Below are 22979 nucleotides of genomic sequence, written 5' to 3' on the forward strand. Positions count from 1 at the left end.
CAATATAAATAAAAATCATTTGCATTTGATCTTTTCTGTGTGTAGTTTAAATACACATAGAATGATTGGTATAAGTGCAGGTGATTTTTATGACTCAAACAACACGCCACACACCGTTAACTTCACACGCCATTGATGATGCGCTTGCCCCTTGGCAAAGTGCTATTTATCAAGGCAACTTAGCATTTGAATCTGGCGAGCTTATTACTGCGCGTGATCATTACACGGTTGCCAGCAGCTGCGCCGAAACACTACTGGCGCAATTTTCTAATATTCCAATCAACCATTCGGTAACTCGCTCGTTAGAGCATTGTATTGCAGCATTTGTTGTTGCCACTTTGAATCTTGCCGACACTTTTAAAGTCATGCAAAAACCCGATAAAGCCTGCACCTGGCTTTGTCATGCTCATCAACGATTAAGCGTGCTATTAAATCACCCAGAGCAGCAAGTTCGCACCTTGGTGCTGCACCATCATCATAAAACCTATTATGAGCTGGTTAAGTTTGCGAGCATGGCATCGGCATTTCCGACACTCATTAACCGAATCAACCAGCTATTAGCTGACCATCCCCATAAAACGCAGTTATTACATTAACGATAAGGAATCAGTATGCCTTTTACATTACCCGATTTAGCTTATGACTATGATGCACTTGAACCGCACATTGATGCGAAAACCATGGAAATACATCACACCTTGCATCATCAAACCTACATCAATAAAGCGAATGCTGCACTAGAGGGCAGCCATTACTCTGAGCAAGATGCTGAAACATTACTCCGCACTATTTCATCAATGCCTGAGTCTTTACAAAAAGCAGTACAAGAGCATGTGGGTGGCCATCATAATCACTCATTATTTTGGCAAGTTATGTCTCCTAATGGCGGTGGTACGCCAAGTGCAGAGTTAAACACTGCAATAGTTGATACATTTGGTAGCTTTGACGCATTTAAAGAGCAATTTACTAATGCCGCGATAAGCCGCTTTGGCAGTGGCTGGGCTTGGTTATGTGTTGATGAAAATAACCAGTTGGTCGTTGAAAGTAGCCTTAATCAAGATAGCCCATTAATGCATAATCATACGCCTATTTTAGGGCTTGATGTGTGGGAGCATGCGTATTACTTGAAGTATCAAAATCGTCGCCCTGAATATATTGCAGCATTTTACGAAGTGATCAATTGGCCGGAAGTTGAACGCCGATATCTAGCCGCAATTAAATAGCTGTTTAAATAGTTAAGGTCCGAAACTGGCTAGTCAAAAAATAATATTCAGTTAAGCTAACGGTATTAGCGTGTAACGAGAATAATTATGACTAGCCAACAATGGCAAACAGCAAGGCAAAGCCGCGACCCACGCTTTGATGGGGTGTTTTTTGTGGCGGTAAAAAGCACTGGCATTTATTGCAGACCCATTTGCCCTGCACCAACAGCGCAAGAAAAGAACGTTGAATACTACCAATACGCGCACTTAGCTGCGCAAGATGGTTTTCGACCCTGCATTCGCTGCCGCCCAGATAGTGCACCGAATAGCCCTGCATGGCTAGGTACTAAAACCACCGCATTACGTGCCAAACAACTGATTGATAAAGGCGAGGCTTACGACTGTGAGGTTTTAGCCGACAGACTCGGCGTGTCGAGCCGCTATTTACGCCGTTTGTTTAACCAACATTTTGGACTCTCGATCACCCAATATCGATTATTTAACCAATGCAATTTTGCCAAGCAGCTATTACAACAAACAGATTTGTCGGTGGCAGATATCGCATTTGCTTCTGGTTTTAATAGTATTCGTCGTTTTAATGATGCTTTTTTAAAGCAGTTAAATATTGCCCCTTCAAAGTTACGCAAGTCAGATAAAAAACCAGCCTCAACATTAACTTTAACACTGGCATTTAGGCCGCCTTATAACTGGCAAGCACTCCATGATTTTTTGCAGCGCCGTTTAATTAGCGGCCTAGAATGGTTGAGCGCAACAAGCTATGGTCGCACTTTTAAAGATAAATATTGCCAAGGGCAATTTACAGCGCATTTTGTTGAGCATAAAAACCATTTTAAAGTAGCAATTGATATTGATAACACCCGCTATTTACAGCAAGTGATCCATAACATTCGCCGTGTGCTTGATTTAGACGCCGACACGCACACTATTGAACAGCATTTAGATGCAGAGCTTAAAGGCGCGATGCCGCTTTGTGTTGGGCTGCGTTTGCCGGGAATTTGGTCAGACTATGAAGCGGGGATACGTGCGGTACTTGGTCAGCAAGTGAGTGTTACAGCGGCTCATAACCTAGTAACACAGCTTGTAAGTGAGTTTAATCAGCAAAGTAATAACCACTATTTTCCAAGCCCTGAATGGGTTGCCAATTCTGAACTCGATTTTTTTAAAATGCCACAATCACGCAAAGATGCGCTAAGGCGTTTAAGTGCTTATTGTCAGCAAAACCCAGATAATCAAGAGCTTAATAATTGGCTTGAGCTCAAAGGTATTGGCCCGTGGACAGTTAATTACGCCAAGCTACGCGGTCAAAGCCACCCCGATATTTTACTGGCAGGCGACTTAGGGGTTAAAAAAGCCCTCGCTGGAATCAGCGAATTTAATAGCGAGCACTGCGCGCCATTTCGCTCTTATTTAACTTTTCAACTATGGCAACAATTATGAGTATGCAACAAGTTATTATGCCAAGCCCGATTGGCGATATTACCATTCAAAGTACATCAAAAGGCGTCAGTTACGTCGGCTTTTACCCGGTGGTTGCAATGCAAACAGAGGTTGTTGATGAGCACACTCTTACACCCATTTTAATTTGTATAAGTGAGCTTAATGAATATTTTAACGGTGAGCGTACACGTTTTACAGTACCCCTTGATACCCAAGGTACTCACTTTCAAAAGCAAGTTTGGCGTGCGCTGATGGATGTTAAGTTTGGTCAAAGCAAAAGCTACCAAGATATTGCACTTGCCATTAATAACCCAAAAGCGGTGCGTGCAGTAGGCGCTGCAAATGGTAAAAACCCGATTAGCATTATTGTGCCGTGTCATCGAATTATTGGTGCAAACGGTAAACTCACAGGCTATGCAGGTGGCCTTGAAAGAAAAGAGTGGTTACTGAAACACGAAGGCTTGTTATAAAACAGCAATTTTACTGGGACAATGATTGAGGTAATAAGAGTAAGGTAATAGATGATGTTGTCGCGCGATTAGGGTAGCATATTGCGACTTTAAAATTTGGGCAACATCATGGCACAGCTGTACTTTTATTATTCTGCAATGAATGCAGGCAAATCTACCACACTTTTACAATCTGCATTTAACTACCGCGAACGTGGTATGGAACCGGTTATTTTAACAGCGGCTATTGATGATAGAGCAGGTGTTGGCAAGGTGTCTTCACGTATTGGTTTACAGGCTGATGCGCATATTTTTGATGCAGATAAAGATGTATTTGAGCTAATCAAATCATTAAATGCAGAGCAAAAGCGCCATTGTATTTTAGTTGATGAGTGCCAGTTTTTATCAAAAGACCAAGTAATGCAATTAACAGATGTGGTTGATGAGCTTGGTATTCCGGTGCTGTGTTATGGCTTACGTAACGATTTTAGAGGCGAGTTATTTAGTGGTTCACAATACCTACTTGCCTGGGCAGACAAACTAATTGAGTTAAAAACAGTGTGTCATTGTGGTCGTAAAGCTAACCATGTACTGCGTACAGATGAGCATGGCAATGCGATTGCAGACGGTAATCAGGTAGAAATTGGCGGCAACGACCGATATGTATCGGTGTGCCGCAAACATTATAAAGAAGCGTTAAATCTCGGCCGCTAATGCCGAGATAAAGCTATCAATATCTTGCTTAGTGACGCCTAAATGGGTCACTAATCGCAGTGGTTTACCCGGTGAAAACAGCATATTTTGCTCTTTTAGTGCATGTGCCACTGCTTTTAAATCGATATGTTCGGCAACATTTACGTAAACAATGTTGGTATCGATTTGAAAAGTTGACGTATCAAAACCAGCTAAGGTGTTTAACTGTTCAGCTAAATACGCCGCGTTATCGTGATCTTCAGCAAGCCTTGCTACGTGATGTTCAAGTGCATACTGGCCAGCAGCTGCCAGCATACCCGCTTGGCGCATACCTCCACCAAGTACTTTACGCCAGCGGCGCGCTTTATCAATCAGTGCTTTGCTACCTAATAATAGTGAGCCAACCGGCGCACCGAGTCCTTTTGATAAGCAAATAGATACTGAATCAAAATACTGGGTGATCTCAGTGATATCAACACCTAACTTAACCGCCGCGTTATACACGCGGGCACCGTCTAAGTGCAGAGCAAGGTTATGTTTATCAACACACTCTCTGGCTTCTTTTAGATAACTTAGCGGGAGAACTTTGCCACCAATGGTGTTTTCTAAGCTAAGTAGTTTGGTTTTAGCAAAGTGAAAGTCATCAGCTTTAATTGCAGCCACAACTTTGTTTAAATCTATGCTGCCATCGGCATTATTTTCAATTGGTTGTGGTTGAATAGAACCCAATACAGCGGCACCGCCACCCTCAAATTTGTAGTTATGTGCTTGTTGACCACAAATGTATTCGTCGCCACGTTCACAATGCGCCATTAATGCTAGTAAGTTTGCTTGCGTGCCAGAGCTACAATACAGGGCGCTTTCGAAGCCATGGCGCTCAACAGCGTATTGTTCAAGCTGATTAACGCTTGGGTCGTCACCATAAACATCGTCGCCTACTGGGGCGTCATTCATGACCGCGCGCATAGCTGCTGTTGGTTTTGTAACTGTGTCTGAACGAAAGTCGATCATCTTATTATCCTTATAATAGTTCGTTAAGAATGGCTTCGCGGTCGGCTTGGTCAAAATAGCTCCAAGCAATAAAGCGACTCATTTTTTGGCCTTGTGCCATTTTTATAACTCTTACTTCTTTCACATCAAGTGTGCTAAGCAACTTTTTTATATGCGGTAAAGTGTCAGACTTAGAAACAAGCGATGTAAACCAAATACATTGCTCTGCAAACTCTTGGCTCTCAATGCACATTTTACTGATAAATTCGCGTTCACCGCCTTCACACCAAAGCTCGTTTTGGCGGCCACCAAAATTAAGCGCTTTTTGTGGCGCTTTGTTTAGGTTTTTCCATTTACGCTCAGTACCTGCTTTGGCCTGTTGCTCGCTGGCATGAAACGGTGGATTGCATAAAGTTAGGTGAAAAACATCTTTATTCGATATCACGCCCGTAAACATTTTATCGGCGTTGTTTTGCTGCTTAACATTAATTTTGAGGCGGTTGAATTGCACGATTTGTTTGGCAATTTTAACAGACAAGGCATCAATATCGGAGCCTGTGAAGTGCCAGCCATATTCGTGATTACCAGTAAGCGGGTAAATCACATTTGCACCCGTGCCTACATCAAGCACTTTTACTTGCTTACCCGTCGGAATATTACCTTGGTTATCGTTTGCTAATAAATCGGCCAAGTGATGAATGTAATCCACTCTGCCAGGAACCGGTGGGCAAAGGTAGTTGTCGGGCAAATCCCAAAAATCGATTTTATAATGGCTTTTTAATAACGCTTGGTTGAGGGTTTTAACCGCTAATGCATTGGTGAAATCAATGGTATCAGTGCCCGCTGGCGTTTGCGTTATATAAGGTATTAGGGCAGGAGTATCTTTGCATAGCAAAGTAAAGTCGTAGCCATTTAAGTGGCGATTTCGCGGATGCATTGAGGAAAACCTATCTGTTAGCCATATCAAAGGCTGATTGTACCAAATAAATCTTTGCTCTGAGTTAGTTTGCGGTGGATATTTTTACTTAGTAGCATTAATACATGGTGAGCAAAAATAAGTTGAGAACTGATTGAGTGGATTTGCTTAAAGTATGGGCTAGTTGAGGTTAAGAGCGAAAGAACGGGCATATTGGCCATGATACAAGCAACTAAATTAGTGTTTAAAAAATTTCGACACAAATTGGGTCACATTGGGTACTACCATAAGACATTTAAAGCTGATAAATTCGTAAGTGATTCAATCAAGGAAAAATAATAAAAATCATGGTTAAAAAGACACTTAAAGGAATTGGTATAACATTTTTAGTGTTAATTAGCTTATTTATACTTTTAGCAATTTGGACTGCGAATAAATCCTCTGCTTACAAAGAAACTGCTATTCCTTACCTAAATTCAGCAATTACAGATATCTCTCAATGGGACCCTCAGACTCTCAAAAACTATATGACCCCATCATCAATTGAAAATGCCACAGATGAAGATATTTCTAAAATCATGCGTGCATTCTCAAAGTTGGGCGAATTAAAAGAACTAGGTGAATTTGAATTTATAAATGTTAGCTCTAAAGCTGTTACTGGAGGTGGTTCTGGTACTTATGTTACTTATTTAATTCCAGCTTCATACACTAATGGAGACGCACAAATAACCGTCACGTTAAAAGAAGAAGGTGAGTCATTCTCTATTTATAACTTCAATTTAAATTCGATGGCGCTTATTGATTAAGTTTTATCAAAAATAGCAAGCGCAACTGGTTGTATTTAAATAGTTTATTTTCAAAGGAATGTTTATGTCTAAAATTAAAAAAATAGTGATAGCTGTAGTAATTGTGCTAAGCCTTGGCGCAATTGCTAAACAATACAATGAGCACAATCACACAGAGATGGCAATTAAAGAGTGTGGCAATAAAGACAACATCGCTAAAGTCGACTCTAAAGGTTTTGAGTGTAAAGACTAAAAGAGAATAGCGACAGTTGATTGATGTTATAAATACGAAGCAGCCGTTACGTTAAATAATGCTTTATGAATAAGGAGTTAGTTTAAACTATGAATGAAGCAGAGAAAAAAATCCTACAAGTCATTGAGCAATATGGGTGTTATGTAACATCAGTTTTTGATCCTGAAGGTGAGAGCCCCAACTTTACATATTCAACAGGTATCAGTAAAACATATGATGCACCCGAACTTATTATAATCGGTTTAAACAGCAAACTTGCTCACTCAATAGTAAATAATTATGCAGGACGTTTAAAAAATGGTGAGAAATTCTCAATTGGTGAATTCTATGAGGGGTTCTTAGAAGGTTTTGATGTTACTTTCTGTGAGGTATCACAAGAAAATAAACAAGAGTTTATGCTTTCAGCTTGTTGGTATAATAATGACAAATTTGAAGCATTACAGTTGGTGTACCCTACTACTAGTGGCATTTGGCCTTGGGATGCTGCTGCAAACCAGAGCTTTTTAACACTTCAGCCTTGCCTAGCAACAAAGAGTGCGTGGTGACTTTTAAAAGGTCGTTTAGTTAACATTTGAGCGAGGTAGGTTCATTCACCTTTGTTAGCTGAATTCATGATGGTTACAAAAGGTTTTTATAACTCGAAAGGGAAAGGTTTGAATAACGAACAAAGCAAGGAAAGTGGTATCTTATATGCTGTATTTACAACTGTTTTATTGTACTTCCTTTTTAAAATTACGTTAATTTTTTCTATGCAGTTAAATTGGCATTCAACCTGTCTAAGCTCACTTTGGGGTAATGCCAACTCTGTAGTGACACCTTTTTTAGGGTTTTCAATTGTCGCTGTATTAAGTTGTATCTGGTTTTTTTATTGCGCCATAAAATACAAACAAAAAGCAGGTAAAGCGGTATATCTTTTATTAGGCGTAGGAGCTGTGTTCTATTATTTTTGGTTTAGAGGCTTTTACGGTTTTTGGCAGCTAATGAGCTACGAACAAAAAGAAATAACAGTACAAGAGTTTTATGAAAAAACAGGTGGTACAGATAGACTCACTTCGATGTTTGGTAACCGCCTCAGGCATCATGAACTGTGTAAGTCACCACATGACTAGATGAATCAAAATGCAGATGAGACGTTTTGTGTGGTACCAATATCAGTTGCTGTAAAAATACACAGCATAGTTATTTCGCTCTTATATTCAAGAAAATGAGCAACGAGCGCATTTTATTTTTCTGAAACCCTTTAGGATTAATTAAAAATACGAGTTGCCGATGCCTTAAGTTATTTGTTACTAATAGATTTATTAAATACATGAGCGTGACATTGGCAGAAAGATTCGTGACGCGCGCACTATTGAATTGTTAGGTAGCTAGATGGAATTTCAGAGTTGGCCAACACCTTTTGAAAATGGCAGTTTGTGGTTAGTTGATTTGTCATGGGGTACTAAAGAGTGGACTCTAGAGAAATCGAATGGTGTAAAGTACCTGATTAAAGGCGACGCAAAACACGAAAACCATGAACTTGTTGCTCGTGTATTTCACGAAGAATCACAAACTATATACCAGCTATTATTTGAATCTGTAAATGGCTTTCGTTGTCTTGATGAGCATGGGTTGACTGAAGTTTGGAGCGAAAAACGACCAAAGTTCAATACTTTTAAAATAAGAGGTCACGGCTGGCACAAAGAAAGTCCGCTCACCTTCTTTATAGGAAATGATGGTGAATGGTCTCACTTAATAGTTACTTCTGACGAATGTTTAGAGGTTGTTTGTCGAGAAAGCCCTATTGTAAAAGTGATTGGTAAAGCAGAGGTTTTCGCTACCTAACACATATGAACCTTCTCGGGTCAAGTAAGCATAACGATTCTTTTTAGCTGCTTTAAGCAGCTAATTTGTCTTTGTAATCTTTTAAATCTGTTTATCTTCGGTATGTCTGTTAGCCGTTAAAAATCGTTTACGGCAAACACATATTGAGGGTCTCTTATTGCGATCTTATCGCTGCCTAAATCAGTTAATACATCAATTGCTTAGGGCCACTAGACATTTATCGGTTAACCTTAAACTGGCGCTACTCAAGGATATGGCTCATGTGTCCAGTTAGTTAAAGGCTCAGTTAAGGTGCAAACGATTTAATTCATTACAAAATTAATGCGCACCAATGAGGTGTCTAATCAAGGCCAAATAGCTTATTACATCGACAACACTTACCTGCGAACACAGCTTTTGCTGACTAAAACACAAATAATGCGTGGTTGTTCATGCCTATCTAGTTAGGAGAGCAGCTCACCTCATTGTGCGACTTAGCTTTTTAAAAACCTTTCATCATCGAATACCGTCTTATTCTTCAACATAAAATACACACAACGCCCAAGCTTGTGGGCAAGGACAGATAACGCTTTGGCTTTGCTCATACGCTTTTGCAGTTTGTTTAAGTAACGACGAGCTTTGTCATTGCCGCGTAAATAGAGTACAGCGGCTTCGCTAAAGGCCCATTTTAAATGACCATTACCAATCTTATTACCACTAGTACCATAGGTTTTACCAGCGGACTCGGCTTTACATTTCACGAGTCGGCAGTAAGAAGCGAACTTTTGTACAGATTCAAAGCGGTTAATGTCTCCAATCTCATACAAAATAGTCATCGCTAAAATAAGACCAATACCTGGGATGGTGCGAAGCTGAGTATAATAATTTGGCTGATGCTGCTTTGCTTTGCCCTCTAAGTAATATTCAAGCTTTTTAAGCTCTTCTGCGTAACTATCGAGAATGGCGAGGTCGAAGTTGATATTGCGTTGAACGGCTTGGTCTTCAAAACGCGTTTGGAATTCTTGACGAACACATTTGTTCTTCATATGTAGCTCAAGTGCTGGATAGTTGTATTGGCTATTAGTGTTAACTATATGTGCTTTTAATTGTGCCCCATGTTGAACGAGCTTAGTTCTTCGACGGAGTAAATCACGAGTAGAACGCATATGTGCGGGGTAATTGTAAGCAAGTGGAAAGTTACCACCTCGTAATAGGCTAGCAATTTTATATGAGTCAATTTTATCGTTTTTGGCTTTGCCTCCGTGAATCGCTTTCATGTAGAGGGCATGACCAAGCACAAAATCAATACCCTGTTCAGCACATAAGTCACTGACCCAATACCAGCAATGCATGCACTCAACACCAATAACGATATCTTCGAGGTAAGGGGAAATGAGTTTAAGTAATGCGGATTTATCGGCTTTTATTTTCTGGTGAACAACTTTGCTGCCGCGATCATCAAGGATACAAACGTATAAAATGCGTGCATGTAGATCAATTCCACAATAATATTTATGATAATTAGTATAAAATTTCACTGAGCTTTCTCCTTTTGGTTTGGTCGCCTTGAAGTTTAGCTGTTCGCTAAACTTCGGGGAGAAGGTTCAATAAGTATCAAGGCCGTTAAACCAAGGACACAAAACAGCATGCTGTGCACCTTCGTCGCCAATTTTAGCCTGCTATTTTGTGCCGTTTACGGCAAGCGTTAGGTTACAAGGAAGGTTGATGAAGCACTACTTCTGGCATTGGGACGAGTCCCGTGGCGATGAATATGACAACTGGGGAACATCAGACTGGTATTATGAAGTCGCTGACGATGAATCTTACAATAGAGTCATTCAAATATATCAATCGGGTAACGCATTGTTTTACAGCAGGGAGCATATTGAGGATAAGTACGGCATTTTACCTGAGGGTAGTTTCGGCTGTTGTGAATATGGCGAGGAGCCTATCTCTGCAGAAGCTTTCAATAAACTGGTAAAAGAAACTTCATTTACCAATGTCAGCAATGTCACCTAACAAACGCATTAAATCGCTCGCAAGCTCGCTGGGACGCTAACACATGGGCAGCGTCACTTCGTTCCTAATTTTAGCCCATGTGTTAGCGTCCTTTATGCGGGTGTTATGTTCTTGGTGAACCATGAGTGAAAGTTTAGATGTCAATGGAGAGGCTTCAAACCTTTCAGGTCAAATCCTTGAAGAACTCCTATGTACTGAGATGTGGTACGAAGGAAAATTAGAGGAACCAGCCAACGTAATTTACCTGAAAGTTAATGGTTCTTGGTTCAGACATTATTTCGATTGTGGAATCATATTCTGGCGCACAGATGATAGGGCCCCTGAGTCCTATGAAATGGAAGAATTGGACTCATATTTTAAAGTCGTGGATTTAGCTGTTAAATTCGGATTCAAAGGTCTAAGAATCAGAAGTTACGAGGCTTGCCCATTAGAAAACGGTTCTGAGACGATTTTTACATTTTCAAATGACTGCTCGATTATATTTTCTTGCATCGATGATGTTACGTCTTACAGAACATAACAAGCCAATTAAAACGGACAAAAACCAGTTGGCTTGTTGCTCGTGCCTCGCTAAAGTATAACCAACTGATTTTTAGCCTCTTATTGGGGCGTTACTGTTTAAATACTCTAACGTGTTTTTGTCCAAAGATGGGTTATAAAAATAACTACCCCAAAACTAGTTAGCCTAAATGCTCTAAAAATCTATTCTTCAGAGGTAGCTAAACATTGAGGTTCCTTCTTGAGCGTTTTGTTACGAATCGACCTTTATCAACACCTTTGTACGCACAAGTTGCCTCTCTACATTTTAGTTACCATAGTCCAAAGGATATTTGCTTGATCTTCTTAACTGAAAATAATTCGTAATGATTTGTATATTCGGATGAGATGAGAAGTTCGAATTAAAGAAGGCTTCGGTAAGTTTATTTTAAATCCAGAAGCTTTCTCGTTCAGTATGTTTTGAATATCTAGGCCTAAAATACATTTTGATTTTTCGGTTCAATGCTCCATTGTTCCATAATATTGATGAAGGTCTTAAAGCCTACTAGAGAAAGTTTTTCGTCAGAAATAATCGTTCTTGGTTAGTAAAGGAAATATCAAACCTTGATATCTTAAAGATATTAATAAACCTCAATAATGCCTAATAAAGCAAGCAATAAATCACATTATGCCTACTTTATTGTGCATCATGATTGCTAGAACTTATAACTGAAGCCCACGGATAATGTTTGTTTAGGCATGCCATGCGTTTCGTTTCTGTGTTCCCTACATAAAATTTTGTCCCTTTATCTATAAAGACTTCAGCACATTTCATAGCTTTTCGTTAGTGATCATTTAGCCAAAGGCTTATGTATCTCGAACTTCTAACATCAATCAATATTGGCTCTGCATTGGTGTTACTATTTAATCAAAATCTCATCGTGCCTGAGATTCTCATTTTGAGTGGCAATCGCCACATTCACACTTGCTTTGATAAATAGACTGGCGTAACTTAACACTGGTACGATGAGTCTATAAAAATAAAAAGGTCAAACGTGACGATTAAACAAGAATCGGTGTTTATTAAACTCGCCGAAAGCCAAACCTTACATTTACGCCGTATTAGTAAGACTGATGCGAAAGGCCCTGCGGTGTTTTTTATGCATGGTGCCGTTGAAAATGGCAAAATCTTTTACACCCACAGCAATAAAGGTTTAGCACCATTTTTAGCTGAGCATGGCTATGTTTGCTATGTGGCAGATTTACGTGGTCGTGGTGAGAGTAAACCTGCGATTTCAAAGCATGCAAAGTATGGTCAAACCGAGGCTATTTTAGAAGATATCCCTGCATTTTTAGATAAAATTAAGCAGCTTGAAGGCGAGCCTGCTCGTTATTGGGTGGCGCACTCATGGGGCGGGGTGTTAATGAACAGTGTGTTTGCCCGTTTTCCTGAGTTGATTGATGATGTTAAAGCCTGCGGCTATTTTGGTTCTAAACGGTCTTTGTATAACCATCATCCAAGCAAATATATTCAAGGTAATTTGATTTGGTATGGTTTGGCGCCCTTAGTTGCCCGTAAGCATGGTTTTGTGCCGGCTAAAAAGCTGAAATGGGGCAGTGATGATGAAACCCGTAAGTCACATTATCAAAGCATGCAATGGGCTAAGCGCAAGCCTTGGGTCGATACTGACGATGGCTTTGATTACGCCAACGCATTAGCAGATAAGGCACTACCGCCCATTATGCATGTGGCTGGTGTAAAAGATAAAGCCCTATGCCAGCCGATTGATATTGAAAAGTTTATGGAAGAGTCGGGCATCGGTAAGCAAACGATGACCATTTATGGCCGTAAGTTTGGCCATAAGGTCGATTATGATCACATTAATATGCTTACTCACCCACAGGCGCGTTTTGATCAGTTTGTTGACTTGTTGAACTGGTTTGAGACTCACGCATAAGCGTGTGCATTGCGCTCTCGTAGCGTTTGTATTTCTCTAATGCTTTATCACTTAACGGCTGTCTCACAGCCGTTTTGCTGAGCGTTGCCACCGGTTTTTTTGACTTATAAAAATCTAAAAATTGTGTGCTGTACTCAATGTCTAAGAACTTACACAGGGCTGTTAGTGTTTGTTCGCTGTCACCGATAAGTGCTTCATAGCTTAAATCAAAAACCGCCTCTGGCATCACGTTTTGCCAATGTTCCATTAACTGCTGATACAAATCAAAGTACTGTTTAAACTCTGGGAGTGAACAAAAATAAGGTTCGTTTTCAGCAAAATAGTTGCTAAAAACTGACCAAGCCATTGCATTATACTCGCGCTGCATATTAATAAACTTGGCGTTAGGAAAGAGTAAGTAAATCAATCCAAGTGACTGATAGTTAGCTGGTAGCTTATTGATCATAAAGGGGCGCACAACTGGCGCTTGCTTTATTCGTTCAATATAAATATTGCAGGCATTGTTAATTAGCCCTTGGTTCAGCTCTGCTAAGCAATCTGGGTAGGGTAGTTGTGTTTGTTGTTCAAGGTATGCAACAACCTGATTACTGATACTGGAATCTTCGCCAAGGCTGGCAAAATCCTCATGGCTTGCCAGCATTTGCTCTACCAGCGTTGAGCCACTTCTTGGCATTCCAATTATAAAAATGGGGGTAATTGTGCCTGTGAATGTTTTGTCTCTGGCATCAATTAGCTCAGCTGTATTTTGCTCTATGATGTGCTGATAAAAAGGCACTAAGTCTCGGGTTTTAAACTGAGTGAGTTTTGTTTGTAGCTTATTAGCTAGGCTAAAGTAGTTAAAAGCTTGTTCTGTATCATTTAACTGATCGTAACTTTTACCAAGGGCATAATAACACACCATTTTTAAACGCAGATTATTGGTTAACGTTAAAAACTGATGTAGCTCATTTATGTAATTTTGTTCGTTGTTAAAGCGCCCAAACTGCACTAATTCAAATAAAATGTACGCCGTCACTGGGTAATTTCCCATACCAAGGGCATGCTTTAAAATACTGTAGGCTTTATCTAGCTCACCATAGGTTAAATAATGCTGTGCAAGATAGTAATGTGGCTCAGGGTTATGGCTGGCAATTGATTTAGCATACTCGAGTACGGTTAAGGCATCTTGCGGTGAATGCACGCCATTAAAAGCATCGGCAAGAGCATGGAGCGGTTCAAGCATGTGAGGTAGTCGTTCACAGGCTCTTTGTAGAAGGTAAACCGCAGCATCATAACGTTCTAAACGCAGGGCAATGCGACCCAATCCAAATAACGCTTCGCCATTTTCAGGATCTGAATCGAGAATGGTTTTAAAATGAAACTCAGCCTCTTTAAGCTTGTTTTCATTCAGTAGTTGATTTGCTTTTTGTAACAGCATAGGAATGGCGGGTTATTTGTTATTTTTATTTACTATAAAACGAAAAAGGCGAAATGTCTTTCGCCTTGGTTAACTATAAATATCCAGAATAAATCCGGGGTATCGACTTTCTAGGTTGATTGCTCAACCTAGAAAGCTGTTCTATTTAGAAAGTATACGTAGCTTTCACGTAATAGAAGCCGCCGTTGATACCATATGGCGACGTTTCGTAGTATTTACCACCCCAGTTATTGTTAGGGATGCCAGTACTGTCATAGAAATCAAGTTTCTCTGCTTCTTGGTCGAATAAGTTTGTCGCACCTACAGAGAAGCTAAGCTCTTCAGTTAGGAAGTAAGTCACTTCTGCATCAATCGTTACTGCAGCATCAGCTGTTTTCGCTGTTGCATCGTAATCTACGTGTACGCCTTGGTATTCGCCATAGTAGTTAACACGTGTAAATGCAGAGAAATTCTCCCACTGTTGTGCCCAGCTAAGCGTTGCTCGGTGATTTGGTAAGTCATTTTCTAAACGGCTTACTTTAAACTCACCAGTAATGTCTGTTGACTTAGTTACTTCAGTGTCGTTCCAGTTATAGGCTAAGCTGAATGTTGAGCTACCGCCTAACAAATCAGTTGAGTAGTTAGCTACAGCATCAACACCTTGGGTTGTTGTATCAAAGTCATTCGTGAAGAAGCTTACTTGCGCTAAGTTTTGTACGTTTGGTACGCCTGCTGCTTCAAGTGTGTCTTTATCAGCTTGGCTTAACTCAATTTTATCTGATTGACTGATACGGTCATCAACTTGGATGTTGTAGTAGTCAACTGTGAAGAATAAGTCACCAATTGTCCAAACTGCACCAAATGTATAGCTTTGTGATTCTTCAGGTTCAAGCTCTGTACCACCTAATTGCACGGCAATTGGGTTTGTTGGTGGTAAAAGTGCTGAGTCAACAAGAACACCGCTGCTTAGGTTTGTTTGAACGTTACTTACATTTGCTTGACCAACAGTTGGTGCACGGAAACCTGTACTGATTGAACCACGAATGTTTAAGTCTTCAGTTAAGTGGTATTGACCAGTTAACTTGTAGTTAGTTGTTGAACCAAATGAATCATAATCTTCATAACGTAGTGCTAAGCCCATTAGGAAGTCTTCTGTGAATGGTGCTTCAACATCAACGTATGCAGCATAGTTACGGCGTGTGTATTCGCCAGCATCAGATGGTTTGAAACCAGGGAAACCATTTGAGCCGATACCAAAACCTTGTTCAGTTAGTGGGCCCGCTGTGAAAGACGCTTCGTCACCAGAAACAACTGTGAATGTTTCTTCGTGCCATTCTAGACCACCGGCAACGTTTACATCGTAAGCTAAGCCAAAGTCAAAACCTTTTGATAAATCAGCATTAAAGTTTTTCTCTAACTGTGAGTATTTACCTGGGCTGAAATCGCGCGGGCTTTCTGGACCTAATGATGCATTGATTGTGTCGTAGATGAAGTAACGAGATTCGTTGTAACCAACTGTACCGCTTAAGTCATAGTAAGCACCTTCAAGGAAACCAGAAGTGATTTCACCTTTAGTACCAATTGTTAATGCAGTATCTGTGATGTTACCACCGAAGTTAGGTGTAAAACCGCCTGGAAGCATTTCGTTAAATGCAAAACAGTCTGGGTTGTTAGCAACTAGATCGATGTATCTTTGGTTATCTAAAACGTTATCATCAATCATGATATCGGTAGGACAGTTACCGCTCATATCGCCAGTTAAATCACCAACAAGCAGTGTTTCACCGCCGTCATTTGAGTAAACACCTGGGCGAGTGTGTGGATTACGATAGTAGAAACCACCACGTACGTCACGCTCAGAGTAGTTACCAAACATGTAGAATTCAGATGAGTTGCTTAACTCAAGACCAATGTTACCAAAGATTGTAATATCATCATCAACTTCAGGTGCACCCCAAATTTGTGCTAAAGAAGATACTTCAGGTACACCTGCTGCGTTAAGTGCCGCCGCATCAGGGCGTTGTACTGAACGGCTAGTTGCATCAGCTGTTTTATATTGGAAGCTTAAGTTAGCAAAACCGCTATCGGTAAATGGTAGACCCACGTTACCTGAAATTTGTGTTGTATCGCCATCACCTTCGTAGTATTCGCCTTGACGAATTTCGAATGAACCACCTTCAGAGGCATCTTTTAATACAAAGTTCATTACACCAGCGATTGCATCAGAACCGTATTGTGCCGCAGCACCGTCACGAAGTACTTCTACTTGCTTTAGGGCAATACTTGGAATAACTGAGATATCAGCACCTTGAGCACCATCATTGATACCACCACCTAAGAAGGCAATAACTGATGCGCGATGACGACGTTTACCATTAACAAGTATTAATGTACTGTCAGAAGGAAGACCACGTAAGTTAGCAGGGCGTACAAGTGACGCTGCATCACTAATTGGGTTTTGGTGAACGTTAAAAGAAGGAACTGAGCCTTTTAAAAGCTCTAGCATATCGGTGTTGCCGCCTTTATCTAGCTCTTCACCACCGATGATATCAATCGGTACTGGTGAATCGCCGATTGAACGTGGCGCAGAACGAGTACCTACCACGGCAATTTTTTCTACGTTTTTGTTAACTTTCGTTTCTTCTGCTGCTTGCTCTGCAGCAACAACCGAACCCGACACAAACAGACCTGCTGTTGTTGTCGCTAGAGCAAATTTAATTGCTTGTTGTAGCGCATTATTTTTGAATTTCATTCTGACTTCCCCAGTTAGAATATTTATGATTATGTCACCGAAGTTAAATAGTAAACTTGGTGTAAATCTCTTATACAGCCTGTAGATTTATTTTGCAAATTGTTAATGCGATGTTGTTTTTGGCGTTTTTATTTGCACGTTATTATTGTTTTTTTAATTATGTGCATGAAATAAAAGGGGATAATTTATTCTTGTTTTTTCTTTTAAGCGTAAGAAAGTATATAAAATATCTAAAAATATTTTAAAAAAGGAATTTTTTGATTGGTTTTTAAGCGAAATTGGATTTGGAACGGTCTATTAGGCTTGTTGCGGAATGTTGTTTAATTGCCATTGCTTTAATTTTTCTCGGTATTCATCCCAAACACATGGGCAACAACTACCACCACCACAACATTCATCTGGGGCCGGCTTTTGGGGTTTTGGCTCAGCCTGTTGTATAGGTGTGTTCATGTTTAATACTGAAAAATAATTACGAATAGAGTATTAAGAATAAAACAAAAACTAATATAAGTAAATTATGCTTTGTGAACTTCACATGCTGTGTGAAAATAACCAAATGCGATTATACAAAGTTATTCATCGAGCCCCATTGAGAGTGGCTAAAATTACCAAAAAGCGTCAGACTCTACGCTTCAAGCGCGCTATGGTAGCACTTAAAATCGCACTTGCCCAAGAAAAGCAAGAAACAAAAGAGATGCTTCATATCTATAGGCGATACACACAAGGCCAAGCTACTAAAGAAGAATTGCATACTGCCAATGAGCAATTTTTAGATATATTAAAAGGACTCGGTTTGGGCGTATTTGCTGTATTACCCTTTGCACCCGTGACAATTCCTTTGGTTGTAAAACTGGGTCAATGGGTTGGTGTTGATGTGCTACCTAGCTCATTCAATATCAATAAGTCGATTAAAGAGATTGATCAACAAGTAGAAAAAGAAGAAAAAGAGAAGCAAAACAAAGACTGATTAGGTTTTGCTTATCTGATTTTGCCTATACCTTTTGTATCAAGATATTGGTATGCTTAAATACCTTTTCTTTATATCGAGTCGTTTAATGAGTTCATTAATTCGCCATTCTTCTACGGGAATTCCCCTGTCATTTATTGCTAAAGCTGACCTATCAACGTGGTTAACCGAGCAGCCGCAAGCCTTACAAAATTGGCTAACGAATTGTGATTTTAAAAACAAAGGCATGGCTTTAATTGCTGATAGTGAAACCGGTTCACTTGAGCATGTGTATTGTTTAGTTAATGATTTACAAGACTTTTGGTTAGCAGGTGACTTATCAACAAAACTGCCAGCAGGTTGTTATCAAATTCAAGGTGATGACAAATTTGTAGAACAAGTAGCGCTGGGTTTTGTGTTAGGTGGTTACGAGTTTAGTGAATATAAAGAAAAACCATCGCCACGTGCCACACTAGCTATTAAAGATGAAAGCTTAGTTAAGCGTCTATCGCAGCATGCAAGTGCTATTAATTTAGTGCGTGATTTAGTTAATACGCCTGCTGCAGATATGATGCCGCAACACCTATCACAAGTGATGGCTGATTTAGCCGACACCTTTGATGGTGAGTTTAGTGAGTGGGTTGGTGATGAATTATTAGAGCAAAACTACCCGACAATTCATATGGTTGGTCGTGCGTCTGAGAATAAGCCTCGCTTACTTGATTTACGCTGGGGCGCAAAAGATGCTCCACATATTACCTTAGTCGGTAAAGGCGTGTGTTTTGATTCAGGTGGTTTAGATTTAAAACCAAGCTCAGGCATGCGTAATATGAAAAAAGACATGGGCGGTGCCGCGCATGTTATTGGTCTTGCCCAGTTAATTATGGCTGCCAACCTACCAATTCGCTTACGAGTACTGGTACCTGCAGTTGAAAATGCGGTTTCTCGAAATGCATTTAGACCAGGTGATGTGATCAAAACTCGTAAAGGGATCACAGTAGAAATTGATAACACGGACGCTGAAGGTCGTTTAGTGCTGTGTGATGCACTTGCTGAAGCGCAAAACGATAACCCCGATCTTATCGTTGACTTTGCAACCCTCACTGGTGCTTGTCGCGTAGCCCTCGGCACTGAATTACCGGGCTTTTTCGCAAATGACCGAGATGTTGCGAACAAATTGATGGATGCAGGCGAAAGCTGCCATGATCCTGTATGGCAACTGCCGTTATTTGATCAATACAAGCCATTATTAAAAAGTGATGTAGCTGATATTGCTAACTGTGCTTCCACTCCTTTTGGTGGTGCGATCACTGCTGCTCTTTATTTAAAAGAGTTTATTGAGCCAAGTACTCCTTGGGTTCACTTTGATGTTATGGCTTGGAACTTACGTGCATTACCAGGTCGCCCTACAGGTGGTGAGGCATTGGGTATTCGCGCCGTGTTCAATTACTTACAAGATCGCTTCCAATAATCTAGAGTTGGTAAAGCTCTAACGGTAAATCATCGGGATCGGCAAAAAACGTAAATTGCTTCCCGGTGATTTCATCCACTCTTATTTCTTCAACCGAAATGCCTTGTTGTTCTAAGTACTGCTTAGATTTTGCAATATCAGCAACTTTAAACGCCAAATGGCGTAGCCCTTGTGCCTCTGGATAGCTGGGTCTTTGTGGCGCTCCAGGAAACGAAAACAATTCTAATTGGCTACCATCAGGAAGTGCTAAATCTAACTTATACGAGTCACGTTCAGCACGGTATAGCTCGTGAATAATTGGCAGTTTTAAAACTTCATTATAAAAATGCTTTGATTTTTCATAGTTGCTACAAATGATTGCAGCGTGATGTATGCCTAATAATTCCATTATAGAGTCCATTTTTTGCTCATAAAAAAACGCGGACTAAGCCGCGCTTTTCTACTAAAGAGTGTCGAGGATTACTCTGCCGCTTTACATGCTGCAACAGCTGGTGCAACAAGTTCAAGGCCTGTTTTATCACATTCAGGTAAAGCTGCATCAGACACTGCAATAGGTGTTACACGCTCGCCCCATTTAATGTAACTCGCCGCCCAAGTTAAACCAGCGCCAAAGGCTGCTGACATAATGTTTGAGTTAGGTTTGATAAGGCCTTGCTCAACAGCTTCACAAATTGCAATCGCAATTGTTGCGGCAGACGTATTACCGTAGTCGGCAATGTTTACCATTACTTTTTCATCAGCTACTTTCAAACGTTGCTGAATAGCTTGGATAATACGTAAATTTGCTTGGTGAGGAACTAATACGTCAATATCATCAAGCTCTAACTGTGCTTGGTTTAGCACGTCGTCACAAGCTTCACTCATACCTTTAACAGCACGCTTGAAGATCTCGCGACCTTCGAATAATAAGTTAGACGGGCCAATTGGCTCGCACTTATTTAAATCGCTACCAAAGTTTTCGATGTGCAAGATATCGCGGTCTTCACTGTCACAGCCTGTTTTAGTTGCAAGTAAACCAGATGGTGTATCTGAGGCTTCTAATACAACGGCACCAGCACCATCACCGAATAATACAGCACTGTCGCGACGCGCCCAGTTGATGTACCAAGTCATACGTTCAGCAGCAATAACGACAGCTTTTTTGATCATACCAGCACGAATTTGTGCCGTTGCTGCTTGTAATGCATATAAAAAGCCTGAACATGCAGCGTTAGTATCCATTGCTGCTGCGCCAACCGCACCAATGTTTTTCTGCACTAAAGAGGCCGTATTTGCCACCATAGTTGATGGCGTACAAGTCGCAAGAAGTACAAGATCAATGTCTTTACCATCAACACCAGCACAAGCAAGGGCTTGCTTTGCGGCAACGGTCGCTAAATCGGCAGTAGAAACATGGCTGACACGGCGAGATTTGATGCCTGTACGTGTTGTGATCCATTCATCATTGGTATCAACAATATTGCTAATTTCATCATTGCTGATGCTTGCTGGTGGTATACATTTACCCCAGCCAGTAATTTGGGCATAAGACATAATGTGTTCTCTTTATGTGGTCAGACTTGTTAAATTTTTCCGAAGTTATATCAAAATTCACTTGTTAACACTAGTTCATTGCTGCGCTATGTCGTAAATAATGGCATTTACTCAGTATTTAAGTTAAACCTAGTATAAAAAAGAGGCGATTATGAAAAAAATAAACCTAAAAATAAGCACATTATCGGTACTGTCTTTATTATCTTCGTTTGCTGTTAATGCACAAACCACCATTATTCATGCTGGAAAGATTCTGGTAGGCACTGATCAAGATGTCAAAGAGCAGCAAACGCTGGTTATTGAAGACAATAAAATTGCCGCAATAAAAGCTGGTTTTCTATCAAAGCAGCAATTAAACCTCAGTGATGCAGATGTTATTGATTTAAAAAATCAGATGGTATTGCCGGGTCTGATTGATATGCACGTTCATGTTACCTTTGAGCGAGATGCAAAACGTAACCCTCACCAATGGGCAACTGAATACGAAGCCGATTACGCTCTTCGTTCTCTAAAGTACTTACAACGTACGGTTGATGCAGGTTTTACCTCTGTGCGCGATTTAGGTAGCAGCTATCAAGTTATCTTCCCATTAAAGCGAGCGGTTGAACGTGGCGACATTGTTGGCCCGCGCATTTTTGCTGCGGGAGATATGATCACACCGACCGGTGGTCACGGTGATATGCATGGCTATCGCCGTGATATTACCAAAGCGACAGAAGGGGGTGGCTTAGGTGTGTGTGATGGCGCAGCCGATTGTACTCGAGCAGTGCGCGATGTAATTAAAAGCGGTGCCGATGTGATTAAAATAACCGCGACAGGTGGTGTTTTAAGTAATACAGCGGCAGGGGTTAATCAGCAATTTACTGATGAAGAACTCAGTGCCATTGTAAACACAGCCCATCATTTAGGCCGCAAAGTGACCGCTCATGCTCATGGCACAGAAGGTATAAAAGCAGCACTTAGAGCAGGCGTTGATTCAATCGAACATGGCTCTTTTTTAGATAAAGACACGGTTAAGCTTTTCAAAAAGCAAGACGCGTATTTAGTTCCAACCTTACTCGCTGGCGCGACAGTAAAAGAAGAAGTGCTAAATAACCCAAATATGCCAAAAGCAATTGCTGATAAGGTCGAAGTAGTAGCGCCAAAAATGGAAGCATCGTTTAAATTAGCGTTAAAAAACAAGGTTAAAATAGCCTTTGGTACAGATTCAGGCGTATCTAAGCATGGTGATAATGCTAAAGAGTTTGAGTTATTAGTTAAATACGGCATGACACCAAAGCAAGCAATTAAATCAGCCACCGTTGAAGCTGCTAAACTATTAGGTCAAAGTGATAACCTCGGTGACTTGAGTGTTGGTAAACAAGCAGATATTATCAGCGTGAATATGAATGTACTTGATAACATTAGTGAACTTAGTCAGGTTCAGTTTGTTATGAAGGGCGGTAAAGTGCTCAAACAGTAAGGGTTACTATGGGCGGTAAAATTAAAGAGACGTTATTTAATCATTTAATTGATGCAGAGCGACAGCTCCTTGAGCCAGAGGTACGTCAATCTGCTGAAGCGCTTGATACATTACTTGATGATGATTTTATTGAAATAGCCGCTGATGGCACGTCATTTAATAAGTTCCAAGTTTTAACCCGCCTACCAACTGAGGTGGTACCGCAGTTTTATAATCAACATTTTAAAGGCCGAATGCTCAGTGATGATATTGCACAGCTAAGCTATCAAGCGGCCTTTAGGCGTTCAGCTCGCTCAGAGTTTAACTACTCAGTGCGTATGTCACTGTGGCGTTTTAATGGTAAACAATGGCAAATGGTGTTTCATCAAGGAACGCCTTGTGCTGTTTTTACAATTTCAATGGACGATGATTAAGCT

General features: G+C 40.5%; 25 protein-coding genes. 17 read left to right on the top strand and 8 right to left on the bottom strand.

Annotated elements, in window-relative coordinates; genetic code table 11:
• The first annotated feature begins 89 nt into the window (after positions 1–89).
• From J8Z28_RS21495 to J8Z28_RS21515, 5 genes are all read left to right on the top strand, one after another.
• The gene (locus tag J8Z28_RS21495; protein WP_250660611.1) at positions 90–596 is read left to right on the top strand and encodes a DUF2753 family protein; all 507 of its coding nucleotides are present in this window, start codon (positions 90–92) and stop codon (positions 594–596) included.
• A 15-nt stretch (positions 597–611) separates the two neighbouring features.
• Positions 612–1223: a superoxide dismutase gene (locus J8Z28_RS21500; protein WP_138625424.1), complete on the top strand. Its 612-nt coding sequence runs from the start codon at positions 612–614 to the stop codon at positions 1221–1223.
• Positions 1224–1310: 87 nt separating this feature from the next.
• Positions 1311–2660, top strand: a complete 1350-nt coding sequence (locus J8Z28_RS21505; protein WP_130167561.1) for a DNA-3-methyladenine glycosylase 2 family protein — start codon at positions 1311–1313, stop codon at positions 2658–2660.
• A gap of 2 nt (positions 2661–2662) precedes the next feature.
• Positions 2663–3130, top strand: coding sequence for a methylated-DNA--[protein]-cysteine S-methyltransferase (locus tag J8Z28_RS21510; RefSeq protein WP_063707760.1), 468 nt, complete (start codon positions 2663–2665; stop codon positions 3128–3130).
• A gap of 108 nt (positions 3131–3238) precedes the next feature.
• A complete protein-coding gene (locus J8Z28_RS21515) occupies positions 3239–3823 on the top strand; it encodes a thymidine kinase (RefSeq protein WP_062565567.1) in 585 nt (194 codons plus the stop codon).
• Here J8Z28_RS21515 and ltaE read toward each other — a convergent pair.
• Positions 3806–4813, bottom strand: coding sequence for a low-specificity L-threonine aldolase (gene ltaE / locus J8Z28_RS21520; protein WP_250660612.1), 1008 nt, complete (start codon positions 4811–4813; stop codon positions 3806–3808). The genes J8Z28_RS21515 and ltaE overlap by 18 nt on opposite strands.
• 10 nt (positions 4814–4823) lie before the next feature.
• Positions 4824–5729, bottom strand: a complete 906-nt coding sequence (gene rlmF, locus J8Z28_RS21525; protein WP_250660613.1) for a 23S rRNA (adenine(1618)-N(6))-methyltransferase RlmF — start codon at positions 5727–5729, stop codon at positions 4824–4826.
• Positions 5730–6055: 326 nt separating this feature from the next.
• Between rlmF and J8Z28_RS21530 the strand changes: the two genes are divergently transcribed.
• The 5 genes from J8Z28_RS21530 to J8Z28_RS21550 all read left to right on the top strand — a co-directional run bounded on the left by J8Z28_RS21530 (position 6056) and on the right by J8Z28_RS21550 (position 8570).
• Positions 6056–6514 carry a hypothetical protein gene (locus J8Z28_RS21530; protein ID WP_250660614.1) on the top strand — a complete coding sequence of 153 codons (459 nt, stop codon included), beginning with the start codon at positions 6056–6058 and terminating at the stop codon, positions 6512–6514.
• 64 nt (positions 6515–6578) lie between these two features.
• Entirely contained in the window at positions 6579–6746 is a 168-nt protein-coding gene (locus J8Z28_RS21535) for a hypothetical protein (RefSeq protein WP_165385119.1), read from the top strand.
• A gap of 89 nt (positions 6747–6835) precedes the next feature.
• Positions 6836–7291, top strand: a complete 456-nt coding sequence (locus J8Z28_RS21540; protein ID WP_250660615.1) for a DUF4262 domain-containing protein — start codon at positions 6836–6838, stop codon at positions 7289–7291.
• A gap of 66 nt (positions 7292–7357) precedes the next feature.
• A complete protein-coding gene (locus J8Z28_RS21545; protein WP_250660616.1) occupies positions 7358–7855 on the top strand; it encodes a hypothetical protein in 498 nt (165 codons plus the stop codon).
• Positions 7856–8117: 262 nt separating this feature from the next.
• The gene (locus J8Z28_RS21550; RefSeq protein ID WP_105173436.1) at positions 8118–8570 is read left to right on the top strand and encodes a hypothetical protein; all 453 of its coding nucleotides are present in this window, start codon (positions 8118–8120) and stop codon (positions 8568–8570) included.
• Between the two features lie 473 nt (positions 8571–9043).
• Here the strand turns inward: J8Z28_RS21550 and J8Z28_RS21555 are convergent, their stop codons facing one another.
• Positions 9044–10087 carry an IS110 family RNA-guided transposase gene (locus J8Z28_RS21555; RefSeq protein ID WP_250660617.1) on the bottom strand — a complete coding sequence of 348 codons (1044 nt, stop codon included), beginning with the start codon at positions 10085–10087 and terminating at the stop codon, positions 9044–9046.
• A gap of 187 nt (positions 10088–10274) precedes the next feature.
• Here J8Z28_RS21555 and J8Z28_RS21560 point away from each other — a divergent pair, with 187 nt between their 5' ends.
• The 3 genes from J8Z28_RS21560 (at position 10275) to J8Z28_RS21570 (ending at position 13003) form a co-directional block, all read left to right on the top strand.
• Positions 10275–10568 carry a hypothetical protein gene (locus J8Z28_RS21560; RefSeq protein ID WP_175081831.1) on the top strand — a complete coding sequence of 98 codons (294 nt, stop codon included), beginning with the start codon at positions 10275–10277 and terminating at the stop codon, positions 10566–10568.
• Positions 10569–10689: 121 nt separating this feature from the next.
• A complete protein-coding gene (locus J8Z28_RS21565; protein ID WP_250660618.1) occupies positions 10690–11088 on the top strand; it encodes a hypothetical protein in 399 nt (132 codons plus the stop codon).
• 1012 nt (positions 11089–12100) lie between these two features.
• Complete coding sequence (locus J8Z28_RS21570) at positions 12101–13003, top strand: alpha/beta fold hydrolase (protein ID WP_058584258.1); 903 nt, start codon at positions 12101–12103, stop codon at positions 13001–13003.
• Here J8Z28_RS21570 and J8Z28_RS21575 read toward each other — a convergent pair.
• The 3 genes from J8Z28_RS21575 to J8Z28_RS21585 form a co-directional block, all read right to left on the bottom strand.
• Entirely contained in the window at positions 12936–14420 is a 1485-nt protein-coding gene (locus J8Z28_RS21575) for a tetratricopeptide repeat-containing sulfotransferase family protein (protein ID WP_250660619.1), read from the bottom strand. The two genes, J8Z28_RS21570 and J8Z28_RS21575, sit on opposite strands and share 68 nt — an antisense overlap.
• A gap of 145 nt (positions 14421–14565) precedes the next feature.
• Positions 14566–17151 carry a TonB-dependent receptor plug domain-containing protein gene (locus J8Z28_RS21580; protein WP_062565544.1) on the bottom strand — a complete coding sequence of 862 codons (2586 nt, stop codon included), beginning with the start codon at positions 17149–17151 and terminating at the stop codon, positions 14566–14568.
• Positions 17152–17448: 297 nt separating this feature from the next.
• A complete protein-coding gene (locus J8Z28_RS21585) occupies positions 17449–17601 on the bottom strand; it encodes an oxidoreductase-like domain-containing protein (RefSeq protein WP_082401749.1) in 153 nt (50 codons plus the stop codon).
• Between the two features lie 106 nt (positions 17602–17707).
• Between J8Z28_RS21585 and J8Z28_RS21590 the strand changes: the two genes are divergently transcribed.
• Positions 17708–18118, top strand: coding sequence for a hypothetical protein (locus J8Z28_RS21590; protein WP_250660620.1), 411 nt, complete (start codon positions 17708–17710; stop codon positions 18116–18118).
• 88 nt (positions 18119–18206) lie between these two features.
• Entirely contained in the window at positions 18207–19568 is a 1362-nt protein-coding gene (locus J8Z28_RS21595) for a leucyl aminopeptidase family protein (protein ID WP_250660621.1), read from the top strand.
• Between the two features lies 1 nt (position 19569).
• Here J8Z28_RS21595 and gloA2 read toward each other — a convergent pair whose 3' ends face one another.
• Together gloA2 and J8Z28_RS21605 are read right to left on the bottom strand one after the other, a co-directional pair.
• A complete protein-coding gene (gene gloA2 / locus J8Z28_RS21600) occupies positions 19570–19956 on the bottom strand; it encodes an SMU1112c/YaeR family gloxylase I-like metalloprotein (RefSeq protein WP_055199156.1) in 387 nt (128 codons plus the stop codon).
• Between the two features lie 71 nt (positions 19957–20027).
• Positions 20028–21101: a ketoacyl-ACP synthase III gene (locus tag J8Z28_RS21605; protein WP_250660622.1), complete on the bottom strand. Its 1074-nt coding sequence runs from the start codon at positions 21099–21101 to the stop codon at positions 20028–20030.
• Positions 21102–21252: 151 nt separating this feature from the next.
• Here J8Z28_RS21605 and J8Z28_RS21610 point away from each other — a divergent pair, with 151 nt between their 5' ends.
• Positions 21253–22563 (top strand): metal-dependent hydrolase family protein, encoded by a 1311-nt coding sequence (locus J8Z28_RS21610; RefSeq protein WP_063528112.1) that lies wholly within the window; start codon positions 21253–21255, stop codon positions 22561–22563.
• 8 nt (positions 22564–22571) lie between these two features.
• Entirely contained in the window at positions 22572–22976 is a 405-nt protein-coding gene (locus J8Z28_RS21615) for a nuclear transport factor 2 family protein (protein WP_250660623.1), read from the top strand.
• Positions 22977–22979: the final 3 nt, after the last annotated feature.

It is taken from the genome of Pseudoalteromonas sp. SCSIO 43088 (assembly GCF_023650795.1).
Taxonomy (GTDB): Bacteria; Pseudomonadota; Gammaproteobacteria; order Enterobacterales; family Alteromonadaceae; genus Pseudoalteromonas; species Pseudoalteromonas shioyasakiensis.